This window comes from Kaustia mangrovi (genome assembly GCF_015482775.1).
GTDB classification, from domain to species: domain Bacteria; phylum Pseudomonadota; class Alphaproteobacteria; order Rhizobiales; family Im1; genus Kaustia; species Kaustia mangrovi.
This window is the reverse complement of sequence record NZ_CP058214.1, coordinates 1,416,683-1,436,558: the sequence shown is the minus strand read 5'-3', so window position 1 is coordinate 1,436,558 and position 19,876 is coordinate 1,416,683. Positions and strand designations below refer to the sequence as shown.

General features: G+C 67.8%; 17 protein-coding genes. 4 read left to right on the top strand and 13 right to left on the bottom strand.

What is annotated here, in order from left to right; all coding sequences use genetic code 11:
* Window position 1: 1 nt before the first annotated feature.
* From cobT to HW532_RS06780, 3 genes are all read right to left on the bottom strand, one after another.
* Complete coding sequence (cobT, locus tag HW532_RS06790) at window positions 2-1,885, bottom strand: cobaltochelatase subunit CobT (protein WP_213163667.1); 1,884 nt, start codon at window positions 1,883-1,885, stop codon at window positions 2-4.
* A gap of 36 nt (window positions 1,886-1,921) precedes the next feature.
* A complete protein-coding gene (gene cobS, locus HW532_RS06785; protein WP_425491949.1) occupies window positions 1,922-2,902 on the bottom strand; it encodes a cobaltochelatase subunit CobS in 981 nt (326 codons plus the stop codon).
* A gap of 165 nt (window positions 2,903-3,067) precedes the next feature.
* Window positions 3,068-3,694, bottom strand: coding sequence for a J domain-containing protein (locus HW532_RS06780; RefSeq protein ID WP_213163665.1), 627 nt, complete (start codon window positions 3,692-3,694; stop codon window positions 3,068-3,070).
* A 131-nt stretch (window positions 3,695-3,825) separates the two neighbouring features.
* Here HW532_RS06780 and HW532_RS06775 point away from each other — a divergent pair, with 131 nt between their 5' ends.
* A complete protein-coding gene (locus tag HW532_RS06775; RefSeq protein WP_213163664.1) occupies window positions 3,826-4,110 on the top strand; it encodes a BolA family protein in 285 nt (94 codons plus the stop codon).
* Between the two features lie 19 nt (window positions 4,111-4,129).
* On the opposite strand, the gene HW532_RS06770 is transcribed toward HW532_RS06775, so the two are convergent.
* Window positions 4,130-4,777 (bottom strand): helix-turn-helix transcriptional regulator, encoded by a 648-nt coding sequence (locus HW532_RS06770; RefSeq protein ID WP_213163663.1) that lies wholly within the window; start codon window positions 4,775-4,777, stop codon window positions 4,130-4,132.
* Between the two features lie 90 nt (window positions 4,778-4,867).
* Between HW532_RS06770 and HW532_RS06765 the strand changes: the two genes are divergently transcribed.
* Window positions 4,868-6,280: an MFS transporter gene (locus tag HW532_RS06765; RefSeq protein WP_213163662.1), complete on the top strand. Its 1,413-nt coding sequence runs from the start codon at window positions 4,868-4,870 to the stop codon at window positions 6,278-6,280.
* Between the two features lie 44 nt (window positions 6,281-6,324).
* Here the strand turns inward: HW532_RS06765 and HW532_RS06760 are convergent, their stop codons facing one another.
* Genes HW532_RS06760 through HW532_RS06750 form a run of 3 tightly spaced genes read right to left on the bottom strand, consistent with a single transcriptional unit; the run spans window position 6,325 to window position 9,346 of the window.
* A complete protein-coding gene (locus tag HW532_RS06760; RefSeq protein WP_213163661.1) occupies window positions 6,325-7,602 on the bottom strand; it encodes an HlyC/CorC family transporter in 1,278 nt (425 codons plus the stop codon).
* Entirely contained in the window at window positions 7,599-8,750 is a 1,152-nt protein-coding gene (gene aroB / locus HW532_RS06755; protein ID WP_213163660.1) for a 3-dehydroquinate synthase, read from the bottom strand. Before aroB ends, HW532_RS06760 begins: the two co-directional genes overlap by 4 nt.
* Window positions 8,747-9,346 (bottom strand): shikimate kinase, encoded by a 600-nt coding sequence (locus HW532_RS06750; RefSeq protein ID WP_213163659.1) that lies wholly within the window; start codon window positions 9,344-9,346, stop codon window positions 8,747-8,749. The genes aroB and HW532_RS06750 overlap by 4 nt, the downstream gene beginning before the upstream one ends.
* 324 nt (window positions 9,347-9,670) lie before the next feature.
* Between HW532_RS06750 and HW532_RS06745 the strand changes: the two genes are divergently transcribed.
* Together HW532_RS06745 and HW532_RS06740 are read left to right on the top strand one after the other, a co-directional pair.
* Window positions 9,671-10,627: a site-specific tyrosine recombinase XerD gene (locus HW532_RS06745; RefSeq protein WP_213163658.1), complete on the top strand. Its 957-nt coding sequence runs from the start codon at window positions 9,671-9,673 to the stop codon at window positions 10,625-10,627.
* A 115-nt stretch (window positions 10,628-10,742) separates the two neighbouring features.
* Complete coding sequence (locus HW532_RS06740) at window positions 10,743-11,696, top strand: acetyl-CoA carboxylase carboxyltransferase subunit alpha (RefSeq protein ID WP_213163657.1); 954 nt, start codon at window positions 10,743-10,745, stop codon at window positions 11,694-11,696.
* A 208-nt stretch (window positions 11,697-11,904) separates the two neighbouring features.
* Here the strand turns inward: HW532_RS06740 and HW532_RS06735 are convergent, their stop codons facing one another.
* From HW532_RS06735 to HW532_RS06710, 6 genes are all read right to left on the bottom strand, one after another.
* Complete coding sequence (locus HW532_RS06735; protein WP_213163656.1) at window positions 11,905-12,918, bottom strand: ABC transporter ATP-binding protein; 1,014 nt, start codon at window positions 12,916-12,918, stop codon at window positions 11,905-11,907.
* Complete coding sequence (locus tag HW532_RS06730; RefSeq protein WP_213163655.1) at window positions 12,915-13,910, bottom strand: ABC transporter ATP-binding protein; 996 nt, start codon at window positions 13,908-13,910, stop codon at window positions 12,915-12,917. The genes HW532_RS06735 and HW532_RS06730 overlap by 4 nt, the downstream gene beginning before the upstream one ends.
* Window positions 13,907-14,800 carry an ABC transporter permease gene (locus tag HW532_RS06725; protein WP_213163654.1) on the bottom strand — a complete coding sequence of 298 codons (894 nt, stop codon included), beginning with the start codon at window positions 14,798-14,800 and terminating at the stop codon, window positions 13,907-13,909. Before HW532_RS06725 ends, HW532_RS06730 begins: the two co-directional genes overlap by 4 nt.
* 196 nt (window positions 14,801-14,996) lie before the next feature.
* Window positions 14,997-15,938: an ABC transporter permease gene (locus HW532_RS06720; protein ID WP_213163653.1), complete on the bottom strand. Its 942-nt coding sequence runs from the start codon at window positions 15,936-15,938 to the stop codon at window positions 14,997-14,999.
* Window positions 15,939-15,978: 40 nt separating this feature from the next.
* Entirely contained in the window at window positions 15,979-17,577 is a 1,599-nt protein-coding gene (locus HW532_RS06715; protein ID WP_213163652.1) for an ABC transporter substrate-binding protein, read from the bottom strand.
* 166 nt (window positions 17,578-17,743) lie between these two features.
* Window positions 17,744-19,768, bottom strand: coding sequence for a CocE/NonD family hydrolase (locus HW532_RS06710; protein WP_213163651.1), 2,025 nt, complete (start codon window positions 19,766-19,768; stop codon window positions 17,744-17,746).
* Window positions 19,769-19,876 lie beyond the last annotated feature (108 nt).

Sequence of the window (19,876 nt, the reverse complement as noted above, 5' to 3'; positions counted from 1 at the left end):
GCTAGAATACGGGAACGGAGGCGCGCGGACGGCGGACCCGCTGGGTCTCCGGCGCCTCGTCGAACAGCTCGGCGAGCTTCTCCGTCATGGCACCGCCGAGTTCCTCCGCGTCCACGATGGTGACCGCGCGGCGATAGTAGCGCGTCACGTCGTGGCCGATGCCGATGGCGATGAGCTCGACGGGCGAGCGGGTCTCGATATCCTGGATGACCTGCCGGAGATGGCGTTCCAGATAGTTGCCGGCATTGACCGACAGGGTGGAATCGTCGACCGGTGCGCCGTCGGAGATGACCATGAGGATGCGGCGCTGCTCGGACCGGCCGAGCAGGCGGTTATGGGCCCAGATCAGCGCCTCGCCGTCGATATTCTCCTTCAGGAGCCCCTCGCGCATCATCAGGCCGAGGCTGCGCCTGGCCCGGCGCCACGGCGTGTCGGCGTTCTTGTAGACGATGTGGCGCAGGTCGTTGAGCCGGCCGGGCATTGCGGGCTTGCCGGAGGCGAGCCATTTCTCGCGCGACTGCCCGCCCTTCCAGGCGCGGGTCGTGAAGCCGAGGATTTCCACCTTCACATTGCAGCGCTCCAGCGTGCGCGCGAGGATGTCGGCGCAGGTCGCCGCGACCGTGATCGGCCGGCCGCGCATGGAGCCGGAATTGTCGATCAGCAGCGTGACGACCGTGTCGCGGAAATTGGTGTCCTTCTCCATCTTGAAGGAGAGGGGGTGCATGGGGTCGGTCACCACCCGCGACAGCCGGCTGGCATCGAGCATGCCTTCCTCGAGATCGAAGTCCCAGGCGCGGTTCTGCTTGGCGAGCAGGCGGCGCTGGAGCCGGTTGGCGAGCCGCGCGACGACGCCCTGCAAATGGTTGAGCTGCTTGTCGAGATAATTGCGCAGGCGGGCGAGCTCCTCCGCCTCGCAGAGGTCTTCCGCGGAGATCTCCTCGTCGAATTCGGCGGTGAAGACCTTGTAGAACTGCTCGTTGGCGCTGGAGGAGAAGGGAAGCTGGGGCCGCCAGGGCTCGCTGCCGTCGGGGGCCTCCTCGGACTCCATCTCCTCCTCGGCGCCGTCGGCCTCCGTCTCGGTGGCCTGCTCCTCGCTGGCCTCCATCTCTCCTTGAGCCTCGTCCACCTCCTCGCTGGAGGCGGTCTCGTCCTGTCCGGCCTCGCCCTGTTCGCCCTGCTCCTCGACCTCAGAGCCTTCCGGCTCGGAGCCTTCCTGCTGGTCGTCCTCCGTCTCGTCGGGGTCCTCGCCGAGTTCGTCGGCCATGTCGAGGGCGGCGATGATGTCGCGCGTCATGCGGGCGAAGGCGGCCTGGTCCTTCAACTCGCCCGCCAGTTCGTCGAGCTGTGTACCGGCCTTCTCCTCGATCCAGGGGCGCCAGAGATCGACGAGCCGGCGCGCGCTCTCCGGCGGCTTGACGCCGGTCAGCCGCTCGCGCACCAGCAGCGAGAGGGCCTCCTCGATGGGCGCGTCCTCGCGGCTCTTGATATTGGCCGCGCCCTGGCGCTCGTAGCGCTCGCCGAGCATGGCGGTCAGATTGTCGGCCATGCCCGGCATGGCGCGCGAGCCGATGGCCTCGACGCGGGCCTGCTCCACCGCCTCGAAAACGGCGCGGGCATTGCGCCCCTCCGGCCGGTAGTGGCCGTGGACGTCGTTGGAATGGTTGGCGAGCCTGAGAGCGAAGGAATCCGCCATGCCGCGGGTGACCGCGACGGAGTCCGCGTTGAGGTCCTGATCGACCTGCGGCAGGCGCACGCGCGTGCCCGCGACGCCCGGCGCGTCCGCGCCGTAGCTCACGGTGAGCTCCGGCTCGCCGGCGATGGAGCGCATCGCCAGTGCCAGTGCGTGCTTGAACGGACCCGCTGGTCCTTCCCTATCGCTCGTCATGGCTCTCGGGTCGCTGCTCTCGGGTCGCCGGCCGGCTCACGACAGGGTGACGTGGGCTGTCGATTCCGGCAATTCCTGGTTCATGCAGCGCTGGTAGAACTCCGCGACCAGGCCGCGCTCCAGCTCGTCGCACTTGTTGAGGAAGGTCACCTGGAAGGCGAAGCCCAGATCGCCGAAGATCTCGGAGTTCTGCGCCCAGGTGATCACTGTGCGCGGGCTCATCACGGTGGACAGGTCGCCGTTCATGAAGGCCTTGCGCGTGAGATCGGCGACGCGGACCATGTTGGAGATGGTCTTGCGGCCCTCGTCGGTGTCGAAGCTCTTGCACTTGGCCAGCACGATGTCGGTCTCCTCGTCGTGCGGCAGGTAGTTGAGCGTCGTCACGATGCTCCAGCGGTCCATCTGGCCCTGGTTGATCTGCTGGGTGCCGTGATAGAGGCCGCTGGTGTCGCCGAGGCCCACCGTGTTGGCGGTGGCGAACAGGCGGAAGGCGGGATGCGGGCGGATCACCTTGTTCTGGTCGAGCAGGGTGAGCTTGCCGGAGACCTCCAGCACGCGCTGGATCACGAACATCACGTCCGGGCGGCCGGCATCGTACTCGTCGAAGACGAGCGCGGTGTTGGTCTGCAGCGCCCAGGGCAGGATGCCCTCGCGGAATTCGGTCACCTGCTTGCCGTCGCGCAGCACGATCGCGTCCTTGCCGACGAGATCTATCCGGCTGATATGGCTGTCGAGATTGACGCGCACGCAGGGCCAGTTCAGCCGCGCGGCGACCTGCTCGATATGGGTCGACTTGCCCGTGCCGTGATAGCCGGTGATCATCACGCGGCGATTGAAGGCGAAGCCGGCGAGGATGGCGAGCGTGGTCTCGCGGTTGAACAGATAGTCCTCGTCGAGATCCGGCACATGCTCCGAATCCTGGGAATAGGCCGGCACCTCCATGTCGCTTTCGATGCCGAAAACCTGCCGGACCGAGACCTTCATATCGGGCAGGCCGGGCCCTTCTCCATTTGCCATGACGTCCATCAGAAACCTTTCTCGAACAGTCCGTCCGGGATCGTTAAGAGGAGCTGGGGCGATCCCTTGGCGCGGTGCGCTCCGCCGCCCTCGTGAAGCGTGTACGGCGCCCAGATGTGTATCGCGTATCAGACCGCGAGGGCAAGCGTCGACCCGTTTTTCGGGTCAGCAGAAGCCCGCGGACTTAAGATAATCATAGGCCTGGATAATTTCGATGAGGCGGTCCTCGCCCTCCCGGCTCCCGCCATTGGCATCCGGATGGTGGCGCTTGACGAGGCGCTTGTACTGGGCGCGCACGGACTCCGCCGTGGCCGTCTCGTCGAGGCCCAGCGTATCGAGGGCCTTGCGCTCGGCATTGCGCACCGCGCGACGGGGCGCCGTCTCCGTCTGCGTCGTGTCGTCGCCCTCGAACAGGTCGAAGGGGTCCTCGAAGGGCCGGCTGTGCCGGTAGCCGCCCGAGCGCGGCCGTTCCCGGCGCCCGCCGGAGATGTGGGCCCAGCCATTGGTGCCCATGCGCCAGGTCGGCCGGTGGCCGGTCGTCGCCTGTTCGCGGAACTGGTCCACGGCCTCGCCGGCCAGGCCGGTGAAATAGTTGTAGGACTTGTTGTAGGTGCGCACATGCTCGAGGCAGAACTGATGGTACTCGCCCTCGTGGCTGCGTCCCTTGGGTGCTGGATAGGGCGCCGGCCGGGAGCATCCCGGCCAGTCGCACTCAGGCACCCGGTCGCGCATGAGGCGCTCCTCGTCGGGCTTGATCCTGATCGTGTCGAAGTACTTTGAATCGAGCTTCATGACCGGCTGATTATGGGGACGCCCACGGCCCCTCGCAAGGTGATGGTCGACGGATTGTGACGGCAAATCTGGACAGGACGAGGACGGTCGCATATTGCTGGCCTCCCGACCCCGGCGAAAGGAATGATGCCATGGCCGACGGCACCGTCAAACGACAGATCGCCGCAAAGGTAAGGCAAGCCTTTGCGCCGCTCCGCCTGGAGGTGGTCGACGACTCCGAGCGCCATCGCGGCCATTCCGGCTATCGCGAGGGCGGAGAGAGCCATTTCCGCCTGACAGTCGTGTCCGACGTCTTTTCCGGCAAGCGCCGGGTAGAGCGGCACAGGCTGGTCAATTCCGTGCTGGCCGAAGAGCTCGCCGGGCCCGTCCACGCGCTTAACATCACCGCGCTCGCGCCCGAAGAGGATTCGGCGTGAGCATCGTCTCCGCCGGTCCTCATGGGCCGGGTTTCGGGGCGATGCGATAGGTGCAGCGGCGGGCGCCCTTGAGGATGTGCTCCTCGCGCTCCACCGTGCACCCCTCGCCGAGACTGTCGCGGAAGACGTCGAGCTCGGCGCGGCAAAAGCCCTGGCAGGCCCGAGCCGCCGCGCAGATCGGGCAGTGATTTTCCACCAGCAGGAAGCTGCCGTCCCTCTCCGGGCTGCGTTGCCATTCCGCCATGTAGCCTTCCGCCTGGCGCAGGCCGGCGAGCGCGGCCACCCGGTCCTCCAGCGTGGCGCACCCGGCGAGGGCCTCGCGATATTGCGCGGCGGTTTCGCGCTCGCGCCGGGCGATCAGGCGGTCGAGGGCCTCCTGCCCGAGTTCCGCATGGATGGTGGAGATGAGCGATACGGTGAGCTCGGCGTGGGTGTCGGGGAATGCGGCATCGGCCTTCTCCGCCAGATGCCAGAACCGCTTCGGGCGGCCGCGGCCCGCAACCTCGTCCTCATGGGCGACGAGCCCGTCATTCTCCAGTTGCGCGAGCCGCTCGCGCACGGCCTGGGGCGAAATGCCAAGCTGGCGCGACAGCGCGCTTGCATTCGCCCGCCCGCGCGTTTTCAAGAGAAACAGGAGCTTGTCGCCGGAGCCCATGGAGACGGTCATAGCACGCCTGGAATTTATTAAGCAAGAAATCGCTTGCCAAAATAACCCGTCTATTTTAGCAAGTGATATTTTGCTTTAAAGAGGTGGATCATGCAGACGGACGGCGCTCAGCGCATGGGACTTTCCGCGGCGATGTCGGATGGCGGATGGGCGCGCGTGGCCGTGCTGTGCCTCGGCGTCTGGCTTCACGCCGCCGATTCGCTTCTGGCGGCCACGGTCATGCCGAGTGCGGTCGCCGATATCGGGGGGCTGTCCTACATCTACTGGGCGGTGGCGCTCTACGAGCTCGGCTCCATCGTGGCCGGTGCGGTGACCGGGCTGCTCGCTGTGCGGCTCGGTCTGAGGCGCGCCATGACGATAGCCGCGCTGATCTACACGGCGGGCTGCGTGGCGAGTGCGCTCGCGCCCGATATGGGAACGATGCTCGCCGGCCGGATGCTCCAGGGGCTCGGCGGCGGCTGGATGATGGCGCTCTCCCATGTGGGGGTCACGCAACTCTTCCCCGCAAGGCTCTGGCCGCAGCTTCTGGCGGCGGTGTCCGGCGTCTGGGGCGCCTCGGCGCTGGCCGGGCCGCTGATCGGCGGCCTGTTCGCCGATGCCGGCCTGTGGCGCGGCGCGTTCTGGGCCTTCGGGGCGCAGGCGGTCGTCCTCGCCCTTGCCATCCCGGTCATCCTGAGGCGCGAGGAGGCGGCGATCGGCGCAAGCGACATCCTGCCGTGGCGCCGCATCGCGGTGCTCAGCACCGGCATCATGGCGATCCTGTTCGCGGGCGTGCGTCCCGACGGGCTGGAAGCGCTGGCGCTCGCCCTTGCGGGGTTCGCCTTGCTGGCCTGCGCCTTCTGGCTCGATGGCCGGGGCGCGGGGCGGCTGTTCCCGCCGCGCGCGCTCGATCCGCGCACGGTCTGGGGCAAGGGCTATGTCATGATCCTCGCGCTGTCGACGGCGGCCGTCGGCTTCACCGTCTACGGACCGCTCCTGATGGAGACGCTCTATGGGGCAAGCCCGCTGGTTGCCGGGTTCATGGTGGCGATCGAATCGGTGGCCTGGACGGTAGCGGCCATTACCTTCGCCAATGCGGGCGAAAAGCTCGAGCCGGTGCTGATCCGCACGGGCGCCAGCGCGATCGTTATCGCCATTGCCGGTTTCGCGGTCACCATGCCCGAAGGCCCGCTCTGGGCGCTCGCGCCCTGGGCGTTCATGCTCGGCGGCGGCTTCGGCATGTGCTGGGCCTTCGTCATCCGCCGCATCGTGGAGAGTGTCGGCGAGGGCGAACGCGAGCGCGCGACCTCCTCGGCGCCCACCATGCAGATTCTCGGCTATGCCATCGGCGCGGCGCTCAGCGGCATCGTCGCCAACATGGCCGGCCTCGGTTCGGGCGCCGCGGAGGTCGAGGCCGCCGGGCTTGCCGGCTTCTGGGTGTTCGCCGCCTTCGTCCCCGTGGCCGTGGTCGGGCTCGTCGTCGCCTACCGCCTGGCCCGCGTCAGGCTCGCGCGCGGCGGCTAGAGCGCATTTCGCGAACTCATGGTCACTCAATGCCCTCCAGGCGCTCAGCCCTCCGCCGGCTTCAGCGGCGTGATGCGCAGCGCGGTGAGCTGGTTGCGGCGCTTGCGCAGGACCTCGAAGCGGAAGCCGTGGAAGGTGAAGGCCTGCCCGACATCGGGGATCATCTGCGCCTCGTGGATGACGAGGCCGGCAATGGTCGTCGCCTCCTCGTCCGGCAGCTCCCAGTCCATGGAGCGGTTGAGATCGCGGATCGGCACCGCGCCGTCGACCACATAGGACCCACTCGCCTCCGGGCGGATGCCGCTGGCGACGATATCGTGCTCGTCGGAGATGTCGCCGACGATTTCCTCCAGCACGTCCTCCAGCGTGACGAGCCCCATCACCTCGCCATATTCGTCGACGACCAGGGCGAAATGGGCCTTGCGGCGCAGGAACGCGTTGAGCTGGTCGGCCACGCTCGTCGTGTCGGGCACGAACCAGGGCTGGCTGCACAGGCCCTCGATATCGATGCTCTCGGCCTTGCCCTTCTGCTGCTGGAGGGCGGCGAGCAGCTCCTTGGCGTGCAGGATGCCGATGATGTTGTCGGGATTGTCCTTCCACACGGGCACCCGCGAATGGCCGCTCCTGAGCACGTCGTCGATGATCTCCGCGGGCGGGCGGCTGGCGTCGATCGTGTGCATCTTGGTGCGGTGGACCATGACGTCGGAGAGCTCGAGCTCGCGCAGGTCCAGGATGCCGCCGAGCATGTCGCGGGTCTTCTTCACCACCGTGCCCTCCTTGTGATGGAGGTCGATGGCGCCGCGGATCTCCTCGTGCGGGGACAGGATGCTCCGGGCCTTGGTGATGTCGGCGCCGGCGATCCGCAGCGTCTGCTTGACGATGAACTCGATCGCCATGACCACGGGCGCGAAGAGGGCGACGAACAGCCGGATCAGCGGCGCCACGGCCAGCGCGACGCGGTCCGGATTGATGATCGCGTAGGTCTTCGGCAGGACCTCGGAGAAGACCAGCACCAGCATGGTCATCACGATGGTCGCATAGGCCACGCCCACCGACCCGAACAGATCCAGGAAGAGCTGGGTGGCGATGGCGGAGGCGAGGATGTTGACCAGGTTGTTGCCGAGCAGGATCGCGCCGAGGAGGCGCTCGCGATGCTGCATCAGCGTCTCCACGATGGTCGCGCGCCGGTCGCCGCGCCGCTCCAGCTCGTGCATGCTGGCCCGCGACGTCGCGGTCAGCGCCGTCTCGGAGCCTGAAAAGAATGCGGACATGATCAAGAGCGCGATGATCGCGCCGATCACGACGCCAAGCATCACTGTCATGAGAGGGTTGCCTCCTCGTCGAGAAAGGTCGCGAGGTCCTGTTCGTCGACATCCGCGGTCGTGAAGGCCTCGCCGATATCGCGGGCAAGCACCAGCGTCAGCCGGCCCCGGGACGCCTTCTTGTCCTGGCGCATGATCTCGAGCAGCGCGGCGGCGTCGGGCAACTCGCCCGGCACCTCGCCGAGCGTGGTCGGAAGTCCCGCGGCGGCCAGATGGTCGCGCACCCGCTCCGCCGTTCCGGGCGGGCAGAGCCCCAGACGTTGCGAATAGCGGAAGGCCTGCGCGGTGCCGAGCGCGACGGCCTCGCCATGGATCAGCCGGTTGCCGTAGCCGGTGGCCGCCTCCAGGGCGTGGCCGAATGTATGGCCGAGATTGAGGAGCGCGCGCCGGCCCGCCTCGCGCTCGTCCTCCTCCACGATCTCAGCCTTCATCCGGCAGCTCACCTCCACCGCATGGCGCCGCGCGGCCTTGTCGCCGGCGAACAGGGCGGCCCTGTCCGTCTCCAGCCATTCGAAGAAGGCCCGGTCGCCCAGCAGACCGTATTTGGCGACCTCGGCATAGCCGGCGCGGAACTCGCGCGCGGGCAGGGTGTCGAGCAGGTCGAGATCGGCTAGCACCAGCACCGGCTGGTGGAAGGCGCCGATCAGGTTCTTGCCGCGGCTCGAATTGATGCCGGTCTTGCCGCCGACGGAGGAATCGACCTGGGCGAGCAGCGTGGTCGGGATCTGGATGAAGTCGACGCCGCGCCTGAGGATCGCGGCGGCAAAGCCCGTCAGGTCGCCGATCACGCCGCCGCCGAGCGCGACGATGCGGTCGCGCCGCTCGATGCCGGCATCCAGGAGCCTGTCGCACAGGGTCTCGAGCGTCGCGAAGCTCTTGCTCGCCTCGCCCGCCGGCACGACGATGGCGGTCGTTGCGATGCCGGCCTCGTCGAGGGCCCGCTCCAGACGCGCCAGATGCAGGTCCGCCACCGTCTCGTCGGTCACGATGGCGGTGACCGGACGGTCGAGCAGCGGGGCGACGAGCGTGCCCGCGCGCTCCAGAAGCGCCGGCCCGATATGGATGTCGTAGGCGCGCGCGCCGAGCGCGACGGGAACCGTGATGGCGCTGTCGGCCGGGCGCGCGCCGATCGTGTCGGTGGGGCTCATGAGTGTTGCGGCTCCTTCATGGGGGCGTTCGCGCGGGCACGGGCGCCAAGCGCGCGCACGACGTCGCTCACGATCGCCTCGTGCGGGGCATCGCGGCTGTCGACGGTGACGTCGGCCTCGGCATAGACCGGATAGCGCTCCTCGATCAGCCGCGCCATCACCGCGTCGGGATCGTCGGTGTTCAGAAGCGGCCTGTTGGAGCGCCGGCGCACCCGCTTCATGAGCAGGGCCTTCTCCGCGCGCAGCCAGACGGACACGGCCTTGTCGGCGATGACGGCCCGCGTCTGCCCGTTCATATAGGCGCCGCCGCCGGTGGCGAGAACCTGCGGCTCGCCGTCGAGCAGGCGCGCGATCACCTTGCGCTCGCCCTCGCGGAAATGGGCCTCGCCGTGATCGGCGAAGATTTCCGGAATGGACTTGCCGGCGGCCAGCTCGATCTCGGTGTCGGCATCGGTGAAGGCCAAGCCCAGCCGGCGGGCCAGCCGGCGGCCTATCGTGGTCTTGCCCGCGCCCATCAGCCCGACCAGCACGATGGAGCGCCCGCCGAGCCAGTGCCTGATGTCTTCGATCTCTTTTGCCCGCGCCTTCCGCGCCATGGGATCCTGTTCCGCCGAAACGGCCGTTGTTGCGTCTGTCGTCAGCGCTGTTCTAGCCTCCAATGGCCCCCGCCGCAAAGCGTCCGTTCGCTGCGGGCCGAGGGCGGCCTTGCCCGCACGGGCCCTTTGAGAGTATGTCGGAACGGTTCCGTCGGAGAAATCCGCATGGCAAGGGCCACGGTCACCGTCGCGCAAGGGATATCATGCCGGACAGCCTTCGCATTCTGTTAATCCTGGCATGCTTGGCTGTTCTCGGATACGGCACGCTTTACGTGCTCTCCGTCCTTCAGCCGGAGCAGACCGAGATTGTCAGGCAGATTCCCAATGAGCGCCTGTTCGAGTGAGGACCCCTCACGCCCGCGCGACAGCCACCTCGTGGAGAGCTTCCTTGAGATGATGAGCGCCGAGCGCGGTATCGCGCGCAACACGCTGGAGGCCTATGCGCGCGACCTTGCCGACTATGCCGCCTTCCTGGCCGCGCGCGGTCTGACGCTCAAGGCCGCCGGCAGCGACGATATCCGCGCCTATCTCGCGGCGCTGGAGGCAGAGGGCCTTGCGGCCTCGACCGCCGCGCGGCGGCTGTCGGCCCTCAGGCAGTTCCACGGGTTCCTCTATGCGGATGGCGTGCGCACGGACAATCCCGTCACTGTCATCGACAGCCCGCGCCTCGGCCGGCCCCTGCCCAAGGTGCTGACGGTCGGCGAGGTCGACCGCCTGCTGGCACTTGCGCGCGAGGAGGCGGACGAGGCGGAGCGCAACGGCCGGCCGGGGCCGGTCCGGCTCATGTGCCTCATCGAGCTTCTCTATGCGACGGGCCTGCGCGTTTCCGAGCTTGTCTCGCTGACCCGGCAGACGGTGCGGGCCGACGACCGGATGCTGACCGTTCGCGGCAAGGGCGGGCGCGAGCGCCTCGTGCCGCTGAGCCGGGCGGCGCGCGACGCCGTGACCCGTCACTTGCGCCTCATGCGCGAGGCGGGCGGGGAGGAGGGGCCGTGGCTGTTCCCCTCCCATGGCGCGGACGGCCATATCACGCGGCAGTTCGCCGCCCGCGAGCTCAAGGCGCTCGCCGCGCGCGCCGGGCTGGCGCCGGCCCGGGTGTCGCCCCATGTGTTACGTCACGCCTTTGCCAGCCATCTCCTGGCCGGCGGGGCGGATTTGAGGGCCGTGCAGCAGATGCTCGGCCATGCCGATATCTCCACCACGCAGATCTACACCCATGTTCTGGCGGAGCGGTTGCGCGAGGTGGTAGCGTCGAACCATCCGCTGGCGCGGGCGCGCTGACCGGAGGCGCCGAGCGAGTTGACATTGACCGCCGGTGTCGCCACTGTCCGCCTCGCTTGTGTAAATTGTGTGCCCCGGCTCGGTCGGAGGCCATTCAGAGGTTGCCGGACTTCCCATGCGGACTTTTCTCGATTTCGAGGCCCCGATCGCGGAGCTTGAGGGCAAGATCGCCGAGCTGAAGGCGGTGGCGGCGGATGGCGATGCCGTCGAGATCGAGGAGGAAGTCGACGAGCTGGAACGCAAGGCCGCGCGCAGCCTGGAGCAGATCTACGCCAATCTCGCCCCCTGGCAGAAGGCGCTGGTGGCGCGCCATCCCGAACGGCCTCACTTCCTCGACTATGCGGGGACGCTGTTCGAGGACTTCACGCCACTCGCCGGCGACCGGAAATTCGCCGAGGACCGCGCCATTCTCGGCGGGCCGGCGCGTTTCCGGGGCGAGCCCGTTCTCGTGATCGGCCAGGAGAAGGGGCACGACACCCAGTCTCGGCTCGACCACAATTTCGGCATGGCGCGGCCTGAGGGCTACCGCAAGGCGGTGCGCCTCATGGAGCTTGCGGACCGCTTCTCCCTGCCGGTCGTCTCCTTCGTGGACACCGCCGGCGCCTATCCGGGGATCGGCGCGGAAGAGCGCGGGCAGGCGGAGGCCATTGCGCGCTCCATCGACTGCTGCCTGGGGCTCGGCGTTCCGCTGGTCTCCGTGGTGATCGGCGAGGGCGGCTCTGGCGGCGCCATCGCGCTCGCGGCGGCCAACGAGGTGTTCATGCTGGAGCACGCGATCTATTCGGTCATCTCGCCGGAGGGCGCCTCGTCCATTCTCTGGCGCGATTCCGCGCGCGCCAAGGACGCCGCGACGGCCATGAAGGTGACCGCCCAGGACCTCAAGCGCCTCGGCGTCATCGACAGGATTGTCTCGGAGCCCGTGGGCGGTGCCCACCGCGAGCCGGCCACGGCCATCGAGGCGGCGGGCGAGGCCATCGACGACGCGCTCGGGCGGCTGAAGCTCATGACGCCCGAAGAGGTTCGCCGTGCCCGGCGCGAGAAGTTCCTCGCCATCGGCCGCTCGCTTTAGAGGCGAGTGGCGAGGCAACTGGCCTGCGAAGGCCCGAAACACTCCGCTTCCAGATTGACGCCCCCCGTGCACATTCGCCTCGCAGCGGCTGGATGCCCGCCTGCGCGGGCATGAGCGGCAAGGGGAAGAAGGCTTGTTTCCTCCGCTCGCCCCCGCGAAGGCTGAGAGCCCACGGCCATAGAGACAGTGTCCCGGAGGTCGTCGGGACCTATGAAGCCGCCTTCGTCCGGCCCGTATGGGCGACGGTGAGGGGGTAGTGGCAGGTGAAGCTGTGGCTTTCGCCGGCCTCGGTGAGGGCGGGTGCCTCCGTCCGGCATTTCGCCTGCGCATAGAGGCAGCGCGTGTGGAACTCGCAGCCCGATGGCCGGTTCATGAGGCTCGGCACTTCGCCGGAGATCGCGATGCGGTCGAGGACGGCATCCGGGTCGGGCTCCGGATTGGCCGACAGCAGCGCTTCCGTATAGGGATGGCGCGGCGTGTAGAACACCTCCTCCGTCGGGCCCTGCTCCACGAAGCGGCCGAGATACATGATCGCCATGCGGTCGGTGATGTGGCGCACCACGTTCAGATTGTGGGTGATGATCAGGATCGCGAGGCCGAGCTCGTCCTGGAGCCTGGCGAACAGGTTGAGGATCTCGCCCTGCACGGAGACGTCGAGGCCCGCCGTCGGCTCGTCGGCGATGATGAGCTTCGGATTGAGGGCGAGCGCGCGGGCGACGCCGACGCGGCGCGCCTGGCCGCCGGAGAGCTGGTGCGGGAAGCGGCGGGCGAAATCTTCGTTGAGCCCGACCATCTTAAGCAGCCGGCGCGCCTCCCCGTCGAGATCGCGGTCGCCGGTCCCGTGGATCCTGAAGGGTTCGGTGATGAGCGAGCGCACGGTGAGCCGCGGCGACAGCGAGCCGACCGGATCCTGGAACATCATCGCCATGTCGCGGCGATAGGGGGCGAACCGGCGCGGCGAGAGGGCGGTGAGGTCGGTTCCCGCGAAGCTCACACTGCCGCTCTCGGCCGGCACGAGCCCCATGATCGCGCGGGCTATGGTGGACTTGCCCGATCCCGATTCCCCGACAAGTCCCAGCGTCTCGCCTTCGGAAATGTCGAAGGAGACGCCGCAGACCGCGTCGATATAGGGGTCCGGGACACCCTTGGCGAGCGCCTTGAGAGGCCCCATGGTCCGGAACCGGACCCTGAGATCGTCGACCTTGAGGAGCGGTGTCGTCATGGCGCGGCCTCCGCGAGCTCGTCGAGCAGGTGGCAGGAGGCCTCGTGCCCGCCGCTCACCCGCCGCGGCGCGGGCGCCTCGCGGACGCAGCGGTCGAAGGCCTTCGGGCAGCGCGAGCGGAAGATGCAGCCGTCGGGCACGTCGATCAGGTTCGGCACGTCGCCCGGAATGGTCGGCAGCTCGCGTGTCTTCTCCCGGATGCGGCCCGGGTCGCATTCGAGCAGGGCCTCGGTATAGGGGTGGCTCGGCGTGTGGAAGATGTCGCGCACGCTGCCGCGCTCCACGACCTCGCCGGCATACATCACCACCACGTCGTCGCACAGCTCCGCGACCGTGCCCAGATGGTGCGAGACGAACAGGATGGAGCAGCCCATATCCTTCTGGAGATCCTTGAGGAGCTCCACGATCTGCACCTCCAGCGTCGCGTCGAGGGCCGTGGTCGGCTCGTCGGCGATGAGCAGCGACGGGTTCACGAGCAGCGCCATGGCGATGCAGATGCGCTGGCGCATGCCGCCGGAGAACTGGTGGGGATAGGCCTTCAGCCGGCTTTCCGGATCGGGAATGCCGACCTTGACGAGCATCTCCACGGCGCGCTTGCGCTTCTCGCGCGTCGGGACCGCATCGCGATACTGGATGGCGAGCATCTGCGTGCCAATGGTCTGGACCGGGTTGAGCGCGGTCATCGGGTCCTGGAAGATCATGGACATCTCGCGCCCGCGCAGCGCCCGCATCTCGCTGTCCGGCAGCCCGATGAGGTTGCGGCCGGAAAAGACGATCTCGCCGCCGACCACCTCGGCATTGGCGGCCAGGAGCCCGATGATCGAATAGGCGAGCGTGGACTTGCCGCAGCCGCTTTCGCCCACGATGCCGACGACCCGCCCGGCCCCGACCTCGAGGCTCACATTGCGCAACGCGTGGATGCGTCCGCGCGGGCTGCCGAAATCGAGCGACAGGCCGCGCACATCCAGGAGTGGATCGGAAGCGGCGCTCATAGGTCCTTCCTGAGCTTGGGATCGAAGATGTCGCGCAGGGCCTCGCCGAGGAAGGTGAAGCCGAGGGTCACGAGGATGATCGGGATGCCGCCCGCGATCACCGGCCAGGGCGAGTTGCGGATATAGCTGTAGCCGTCATTGAGGATGGTGCCCCAGGACGGCGTCGGCGGTTTGACCCCCATGCCGAGGAAGCTCAGCCCCGCCTCCACGGAGATCACCAGCGGCACATCCATGCTGGCGAGGATGAGCAGGGGCCCGATCACATTGGGCAGGATGTGGATGGCGAGGATGCGGGCCGGCCCCGCCCCCATGGCGCGCTCGGCGAGGATGAACTCGTTTGTGCGCATGGCCTGCGTCTGGGTGCGCACGATGCGCGCATAGTTGGGGATCGAGGTGATGGCGACGACCAGGATGACCGTATAGAGGCTCGGTCCGATCAGCGTGACCACGGCCAGCGCGAAGATGATGATCGGGAAGGAGCGCACCGCGTCGAACAGCAGGAGCAGCGCGTTGTCGAGCCAGCGCGGCCCGTAGCCCGCGATCAGCCCGAGCAGGAGGCCGACGCTGAGGGCCGCGGCAAGCGTCGCGATCGCGACCTGGAGCGCGACCCGCCCTCCGGCGATGACGCGGGAGAGGACGTCGCGGCCGAGCTGGTCGGTGCCGAACCAGTGCTCCCAGGAGGGCGGCGCGAGCCGCGGGCCGGCATAGATCTTCAGCGGGTCGTAGGGCACGATCCAGTCGGCGAAGATCGCGCCCAGCACGATGATGAGCACGAGGATGAGGCCCAGCATGCCGAGCTGGTCGCGCGAGAGCTGGCGCAGATGCTGGACGAAGGCGCCCTCGCCGGCGATCCGGCCCCGTCTCGCGGTGCTGTCCTCGACGGTGCTCATGACGGACCCCCATGGATGTGGGGCGGTTCACACCCCCTCACCCTCCCATCGCCGTATCGGCGATGGGCCCCTCCCTCTCCCGCGAGGGGAGAGGGAAAGGGAAGCGGACGCGCCAAGCGAACCCTCTCCCCTCGCGGGAGAGGGTGGCGCCGCAAGGCGCCGGGTGAGGGGTGTGAGTCTGCCGCATGTGCATTTCCTACAGCCCCTCCCGCGCGCGCGGGTCGAGCAGCGCGTTGACGAAGTCGGAGATCATGGTGGCGGCCACGATGAGGACGGTCGTGACCAGCACGCAGCCCATGACGATGGGGTAGTTGCGCTCGTCGACCGCGTTGACGATCAGCGAGCCGATGCCGGGGCGCGCGAAGATCACCTCCGCGAACACCGCCGCCGACAGGAGATAGGCCACGCCGACGCCGAGCAGCGTGATGGTCGGCAGGATGGCGATGGGCAGGGCGTAGCGGAAGATGATCCGCATCTCCGGCAGGCCGAAGGCGCGCGCCATGCGCACATGGTTCTCGCCCAGGACCTCCAGCATGGAGGCGCGCACGATCCGCGCGGTATAGCCGACCCAGGGGATGCCGACGGCGAGCGAGGGCAGGATCAGATGATGCAGCCGGTCCCCGAGGGTTCCCTCGCCGGCGCCGACGGCCGGCAGCCAGCCGAGCCCCACCGCGAAGATGAGGAGCGCATAGAGCGCCATGACGAAGGAGGGGATGGAGATGGTGCCGACCGAGGCGATGCCGGTGATCTTGTCGAACAGCGTGTTGCGGCGGATCGCGGAATAGCACCCCAGCGGAATGCCGATGAGCGCCGCCCAGCCCACCGAGGTGAAGATCAGCTCGACCGTGTAGGGAAGCTGTTCCATCACGATCTGCGTCACCGACCGGCCGGTGAAGACGTCCGTGCCCATGTCGCCTTTCAGCAGATTGGCGAAGAAGGTCACCATCTGCACATGGAACGGCTCGTTGAGCCCCATCTTCTCGCGGAACTCCGCGATCAGCGCCGGCGTGGCGCGGGGGCCGAGCATCATCACGGCCGGGTCGCCCGGAACCGCATGGATCATGACCCTGAGCAGGGTGACGGCGATCGCCACGATGGCGATCGCCAGCACCGTTCTTCGCAGGAAGTAGATCCACATGGGGCCTACCGCTCCTTCCCCGTTCGGTCCTCCGTCACGCTCATGCCGTCTCGAAGAAGCGGTAGAGCGGGCGGCCGTCGGGGCGCAGCGCGGGCTTCACGAGGCTCGTGCGATACATCATCGGGGCGGCCTCGTGGGTGAGGAAGCGATAGGCGCCGGAGTCCTCCATGAGGTCCTGCATCTCGCGATACATGGCGCCGCGCTTCTCCGGATCGGAGATGGCCACGGCCTCCTCGTGCAGCGTGTCGAAGCGCTCGTTGCAGAACCGCTCCCAGTTCCACACGCCGACCTGCTCGCAGGTGAACCACTCCGTGGCGTAGTAGGGGTCCGGAACCATGGAGAAGCGGTTGATGATGAGCTGGAGGTCCTTCCAGCGCTCGCCCTCGCTTTCCATGCCCATGGTCCAGAACGAGCCCGAATCCTGCACCCGGATGTCGAGATTGACGCCGATCTGGGCGAGCTGGGCCTGGATCACCTCCGCCATGGTCTTCCACTGGGAGGCGTTCAGCACGTCGATGGCGACATCGAGGCTGTCGAGCCCGGCCTTGGCGAGGTAATCCCGCGCCGTGTCGAGATCGCCCTCCGGCGGGACAAGCGCCTTCTCGCGATGGCCGATAAGGCCCGGCGCGATGAGGCCGGTGGCGGGCTTGGCCTCGCCGAAATAGGCCGCGTCCATGATCTGCGGCACGTTGATCGCCCACTGGATCGCCTTGCGGACATTGATGTCCTTGAGCTTGGGGTGATCGACGTTCATGCCGACCCAGGCATAGTAGAGCGAGGGATATTCGTCGATCGTGGTGTCGTCGGGCATGTCCTGCTTGTAGTTGCCGAGCGAGGCGAGGCTCACCTGCGTGAAGTCGATGTCGCCGGCCTCATAGGCGATCTCGGCGGTCTTCTCGTCGTCCATCGGCAGGATGCGGATCTCGTCGAAACCCGGCTTGTCGGGGCCCGCATAATCGGGGTTGCGCGTCAGGCGCACATACTGGTCCGGCTTCCATTCCGCCAGCACGTAAGGCCCGGAGAAGCAGGGCGGCTCCATGCCGAAATCGCCGCCGTCCCCGGTCTTCTCCATTACCGCCTTCTTGGACACGATGTGGCCGCAGCCGAAGGGCAGGGTGATGTTCCAGAGCGGCTGGAAGGGCGATTTGAGGACGATGACGCCGGTATGGTCGTCCTCCACCTCGACATGGTCGAGCGGGCCCCAGTCGCCCTTGACGGGGGAATCGAACTCGATGACGCGCTCGAAGGAGAACTTCACGTCCTCCGCCGTCATCTCGCCATAGCCGTCAGTGAACATGATCCCCTTGCGCAAGCGGAAGCGGATATGGGTGTCGTCGACCTGTTCGATGGACTCCGCCGCCTGAAGCTCCCAGGCCCATTCGTGGCCGGGCTTGTAGTGGATGAGCTTGGAGTAGATGCAGTTCATGACGTCGACATTGTAGGCGTTCTGGTAGAAGCCGGGGTCGAGCTTGTCGATGTCCGCATAGTTGCGGGCGCGCAGGGTCTTGCCCTCCGCCGCCCAGATCGCGCGGGTGATGGGCAGGGTGGTGGCCATGGCGCCCGCGCCGGCGATGCCCTTCAGCACCGTGCGCCTCGGCACGGCGATGGTCCTGATGGATGAACGGGTGTGTCTCGACATTGTCGCCTCTCCCTCCTTCAAGGAAATGCGCCCTCCGGCTGGGGTGACCGATCACGGTCGGAAGGCATTGTACCGCGTGCGCGCTATTAGATGGACTGCTGTCTCGCGCCGCAATTTCGCACTGTGTGCATCATGACGCAGTAAATGCGTCACACTGCGAAGTATGCTAGACGAGATCGCGCGGGATGGTCCGGTCCCAGCTCTGCTCATAGGCGAGCTCGTCGCCCTCGAAGGCCTGCATTCTGGCCACGATGCGGAAGGTGTCCCGGTCCGACGTCAGGGTCGTCTCGGTGACGGTCCTCATCGACCAGTCGCCGCGCGAAAGGGCCGCCTCCCAGCGCGCTTCGCCCGTCACCGACCCGTAATCGCCATCGCTGTAGCCGTAGCGTTCCACGCCGTTCATGGCGAGGGTGAGGTCGATATTGTCGAAGCGGATCGTGCCGTATCCGTCGCCGATCTCCACGAGATGGGCATCGTTGGCGAGGTCGTGGGTGACGCGCCAATAGGCGTCCGGCGGTGCGATCTCGGTGATGGGGAGCGCCGGGGCGTGCTCGACCTCCCCGAAGGGCTGGAGCGCCTTGTCTTCCGCGCGCGCGGGCCGCACGGGAAGGCGGAGCGAGGAGGCGCCCGTGTGTACCGTCAGCGTGACGGGCTCCGGCGCCGGCCAGACGATCGGCCAGTAGGTGGTCGAGATCGACAGCCTCAGCCTGTGGCCGGCGGGGACCTGCTGGCCGATATTGTTGAGCGGGATCTCGATCGTGTAGCGCTTGCCGGGCTCCAGGGGCTCCGGCGCTTCGTGGCTTGCGCGATGGGTGAGGTTCAGCACGGTGTAGGTGAACCGTGTCGCCGCGCCGTCGGGTGCGACCGTGCTGAGCCTGAGCGCCACCGTGGCGACCGGCTTGTCGCTCTCGAGCTCCAGCGTCGCGACCGGAGCGCCGAGGATCTCCATCGGGGCGTCGAGCGGCGCGGTCTCGAAGACGAGGCTGCCGATATCGTCGGTGTTCTGGTCGGCCGGCTGGTCGCCGGGCAGGGCATAGGAGCACCATTTGCCGCCATGCTGGCCGACGCTCAGCGGCGAGGAGACGGCGAGCGCGCCGTCCGTGGCCTCCTCGCCCTGGCCGGCGAGCCTGCCGCCGGCATCGAGCGCGAAGGGGGTCCAGCGGATATCTGCCGACGGCCAGCCCGGCTCGGCGATCCAGCGGCCGGCGCGGCTCTCATACCAGGTCTTCGGCTCGACGGCCTCCTGCATCCAGGCGCGCAAGCGCGGCTCGTCCATGATGCCCGTGTCGCGGCCCTTCAGCCAGTAGTCCCACCAGCGCAGTTCCTCCTGGAGCCAGCCGATGGCGGGGCCGGGGGCGCCGATATGGGGATAGGTGTGCGCCCAGGGGCCGACGAGGCCCTTGACCGGCACTTCGAGGCTCTCCAGCAGGCGGAAGACGGTGTTGGTATAGCCGTCGGCCCAGCCGCCGACCGCATAGACGGGGCACTCGATCCGGCCGATATCCTCGCACACCGAGCCGTGCTGCCAGAAGGCGTCGCGGCGCTGGTGGCCGAGCCAGTGCTCGAGCCACAGTCCGCTGCCCTTCAGCCTCTCGATCCACATGTCGCGCCAGCGCTCGCCCACGAGGCGCGGATCGGGCGGCAGCGAGTTGCGGGCCAGCATGATCGAGGCCCAGGAGATGTTCTCGATCAGGTGGCAGCCGCCCATGTAATGGACGTCGTCGGCATAGCGGTCGTCGGTGGAGCACAGCGTGATGACGGCCTTCAGAGCCGGCGGCTGCAGCGCTGCGACCTGCAGGCCGTTGAAGCCGCCCCAGGAGATGCCCTTCATGCCGACATTGCCGTCGCACCAGGGCTGTTCGGCGATCCAGGCGATCACGTCCACGCCGTCCCTGAGCTCCTGCTCGAGATATTCGTCGTGGAGGACGCCGTCCGATTCGCCCGCTCCGCGCATGTCGACGCGCACGCAGGCATAGCCGTGGCCCGCCGTATAGGGATGCATGGTCGCGTCGCGCTTGGCGGTCAGGTCGTTCTTGCGATAGGGCAGATATTCGAGGATGGCCGGAACCGGCGCCTCCTCCGCATCGGCGGGTAGCCAGATGCGCGCTGCCAGCCGGCAGCCGTCCGGCAGGACGATCTCGGTGTGTTCGATCTCGCGGATTTCGTGGGGGAATTTCGCGACTGTCCTCATGGCGCGTGCCGCACTCCAGATAGAAGGGGTTGACTGGCGGGCATCAAACGCAATCGGGGCAGGGGTGCGCAACTTCGCAGCCCTTCGCATCTTGACACTCAGGGTGCG